Here is a 3,087-nt window from a genome sequence, read left to right on the forward strand (position 1 = left end):
GAGGGCGGCGCGGTGCTCGACACCAGGGTTTTGCGTCACGACGAGGCTTTCGGCATGACTGTGCTCGGCTCGCCGGCCGGCGAGATCCGCGTGCCGCGCGTTTCACGCCCGGCGGGAGCTCTGGTGCGGCTCCGCATCCGCGCCCGCGATGTCATGATCGCGACCGAACAGCCGTCGGGTCTTAGCGCGCTCAACATACTGCCGGGCAAAATCGCCGCGGTCAGGCCGGGCGTCGGGCCTACGGTGGAGATCGCCATCGACTGCAACGGAGCAACGGTGCTGGCGCGCGTCACCGAACAGTCGAAGCAGAGCCTTCGGCTCGCGCTCGGCCGCGAGGTCTTCGCGGTGATCAAGACGGTGAGCTTTGACAGCGCGACGACAGGTGCTGGGCTGCCGGTGGAGGCCGATGGTTGACGAAAGGGCAATATCGCTATGTTGGTTTGGAATAGCGATGTGGCGGCGGAGAGGGTAATCTCGACATGATCGCAGAGGACAAGGGATGCCATCGCTGAGCCTGCGGATAAATCTCGACCCTGACGGACGAATTGGTCCGGGCAAGATCGAATTGTTGGAGCAGATCGCCGCTTTCGGCTCGATTTCGGCCGCGGCGCGCGGCATGGAGATGTCCTACAAGCATGCCTGGGACCTGGTCGAGGACATGAACCGGGTGTTCGGCAAGCCGCTGGTGGCGGCGCAGACCGGCGGCCGAAAAGGCGGCGGCGCGCAATTGACCGCCGTGGGTCTCGCCGTCGTCAGCCGTTTCAGAGCGATCGAGCGCGCGGCGGCTTCAGCGGCGGCCGTACATATGCAGGCGTTGCAGGCCGAGATCGACGCCGGTTGATTGGGCCTGTAAGGGGCCTATTCCTCCGGCTCCCCGGGCTTGCGGAGCAAATAGGTGTCCATGATCCAGCCCTTTTTGCGCCGAGCTTCCTCTCGGACCTTCTCGATTTCGGCGCCGACATCGCCGAGGCGGCCGGAAAGGATGATCTCGTCCGCCGTGCCGAGATAAGCGCCCCACTGAATGAAAACATCTTGATCGACCAGTGTGTTGAAGGCGCACTTGCCGTCCAGCATGACAACGGTGCTTCCGGCATTCGCGGGCAGGCCTTCCTCAGTCAGCCGGCGGCCGGTGGTGACCAGGATCGAATCGCCGATGCGGTTGAGCGCGGTCGCGTGGACGGCGGCAAGCGCCTGGATCGCGGTGATGCCCGGAATGACCTCGAGCTCGAAACCGACATTGCCCCTCAGGCGCACGCGCTCCAGTATGCGCAGCGCGCTGTCGTAGAGCGAGGGGTCGCCCCAAATCAGGAACGCGCCGCAGCCGTCCTCGGCAAGCTCGTCGCGGATCAGCCCTTCATAGATTTCGGCGATCGCCTCGTGCCAGTCGTCGACGGTCACGCGATAGGACGATGTCGGCTCGGCCCGAACCGGGACGTCGAATTCGACGCGGCGCGACTTCGGGTTTGTGACGAAGCGGTCGCAGATCTGCCGGCGGAGTTCCGCGAGGTCGTTCTTTCTGGCGCCTTTGTCGGGAACGAACAGCACGTCGGCCCGGTTCAGGCCGTTGATGGCCTGTACGGTCATGTGGTCGGGATTGCCGGCCCCGATGCCGATGACGAGAAGCTTGCGCATAGGCGTCCTCCTGCCCGATCGGGCGGCCGGTGTCCAGACGGGGGCAGGCAGGCATGCGGGAACGCAAAACTTCCACCGATTGGCAGAAACGTTGAACGCCTCTAGCTACTTCTCCTGGAATTGCTCTAGATGGAAGCGCACCCGCATGATCCCGGTCATGCCGTCGAGAGGGGAGCCATGTTACGCACTATCCTGACCGCAGCGCTGGCATTCTCGGTTGCACCTGCCTTCGCCAACGATTCCGTTGCCGAGCTTGGCACCGGCGGGCTGATCCTGTCGCGCAGCGATGCGGTTGCCATGGAAAGCGAGGATCTCTTCATCTCGCCGGAAAAAGTGACCGTCGACTACGTTTTCCGCAACAATACCGACAAGGACGTCAGCGCGATCGTCGCCTTCCCGATGCCGGACATCGAAGGCGACCCGAACGAGATGCCGGCGATCCCGGAAGCGCAGAGCGACAATTTCCTCGGCTTCGAGGTGACGATCGACGGCGTCGACGCCAACCCGCAGCTCGAACAAAAGGCGTTCGCGCTGGGCATCGACATCACCGCGGAACTCCAGGCGCACGACGTGCCGCTCTATCCGTTCGGCGACGCCGCCAAGGCGGCGCTGGCAAAGCTGCCCAAGGACGTCGCGGAGGATTGGGAAGATCGCGGCATCATCATCGAAGACACCGCCGACAACGGTTCGGGCATGCAAACTGCCTACGCGCCGTTCTGGCAATTGCGCTCGACCTATTGGTGGCGCTCCACCTTCCCGGCCAACAAGCAAGTCCATGTCTCGCACCGCTACAAGCCGAGCGTCGGCGGCACGTCATCGGTCAGCTTCTATTACGACGGCAAGTTCCAGGGGCAGTACGACACTTACAAGACCCGCTACTGCATGGACGGCGGGTTCGAGAACGCTGTGCGCAAGGCAGCGAAGGAAAATCCCGACGGCTATCCCAAATATTTCGAGAGCCGCATCGCATATATCCTGACCACCGGCGGCAACTGGGCGTCCGGCAGTATCGGCAATTTCAAGCTCACCATCGACAAGGGCAGCCCAAAGAATCTGGTCTCCTTCTGTGGCGACAATGTCCGCAAGGTCGGTCCGACGACGTTCGAGATGACGGCCAAGGATTTTTATCCGGAGCACGATATCGGCATCTTGCTGCTTGAGCCGTCGGACAATAGTGGGAACGGCGGCTGATGGACATCGCGATCTACGTCGCCATTGCCGAGAACGGCGTGATCGGACGCGAAGGCGGGCTGCCGTGGCGGCTTTCCAGCGACCTGAAACGCTTCAAGGCCGACACGATGGGCAAGCCGATCATCATGGGCCGCAAGACCTATGAGGGCATCGGCCGGCCCCTGCCCGGCAGGCTCAACATCGTGGTGACGCGAGCCAGAGACTGGCGATCCGAGGGCACCGAAGTCGCCCATTCGCTCGACGATGCCATCACGCTGGCCAAGG

General features: G+C 63.2%; 5 protein-coding genes. 4 read left to right on the forward strand and 1 reads right to left on the reverse strand.

Annotation, left to right across the window (positions count from 1 at the left end):
- Together EOA49_RS33840 and EOA49_RS30830 are read left to right on the forward strand one after the other, a co-directional pair.
- On the forward strand, positions 1–414 hold a 414-nt coding region (locus tag EOA49_RS33840), incomplete at its 5' end, for a TOBE domain-containing protein (protein WP_245460850.1).
- Between the two features lie 85 nt (positions 415–499).
- Positions 500–841, forward strand: coding sequence for a winged helix-turn-helix domain-containing protein (locus EOA49_RS30830; RefSeq protein ID WP_066990897.1), 342 nt, complete (start codon positions 500–502; stop codon positions 839–841).
- 17 nt (positions 842–858) lie between these two features.
- On the opposite strand, the gene cobF is transcribed toward EOA49_RS30830, so the two are convergent.
- On the reverse strand, positions 859–1,632 hold the full coding sequence (gene cobF, locus EOA49_RS30835) for a precorrin-6A synthase (deacetylating) (RefSeq protein ID WP_067323209.1): 774 nt from the start codon (positions 1,630–1,632) through the stop codon (positions 859–861).
- A gap of 177 nt (positions 1,633–1,809) precedes the next feature.
- Between cobF and EOA49_RS30840 the strand changes: the two genes are divergently transcribed.
- Both EOA49_RS30840 and EOA49_RS30845 read left to right on the forward strand, forming a co-directional pair.
- A complete protein-coding gene (locus EOA49_RS30840) occupies positions 1,810–2,823 on the forward strand; it encodes a DUF4424 domain-containing protein (protein ID WP_127243561.1) in 1,014 nt (337 codons plus the stop codon).
- Positions 2,823–3,087, forward strand: a 265-nt coding sequence (locus EOA49_RS30845) for a dihydrofolate reductase (RefSeq protein ID WP_164749344.1), incomplete at its 3' end; no start/stop codon positions are given. The genes EOA49_RS30840 and EOA49_RS30845, both read left to right, overlap by 1 nt.

Source organism: Mesorhizobium sp. M1A.F.Ca.IN.020.04.1.1, assembly GCF_003997315.1.
Taxonomy (GTDB): Bacteria; Pseudomonadota; Alphaproteobacteria; order Rhizobiales; family Rhizobiaceae; genus Mesorhizobium.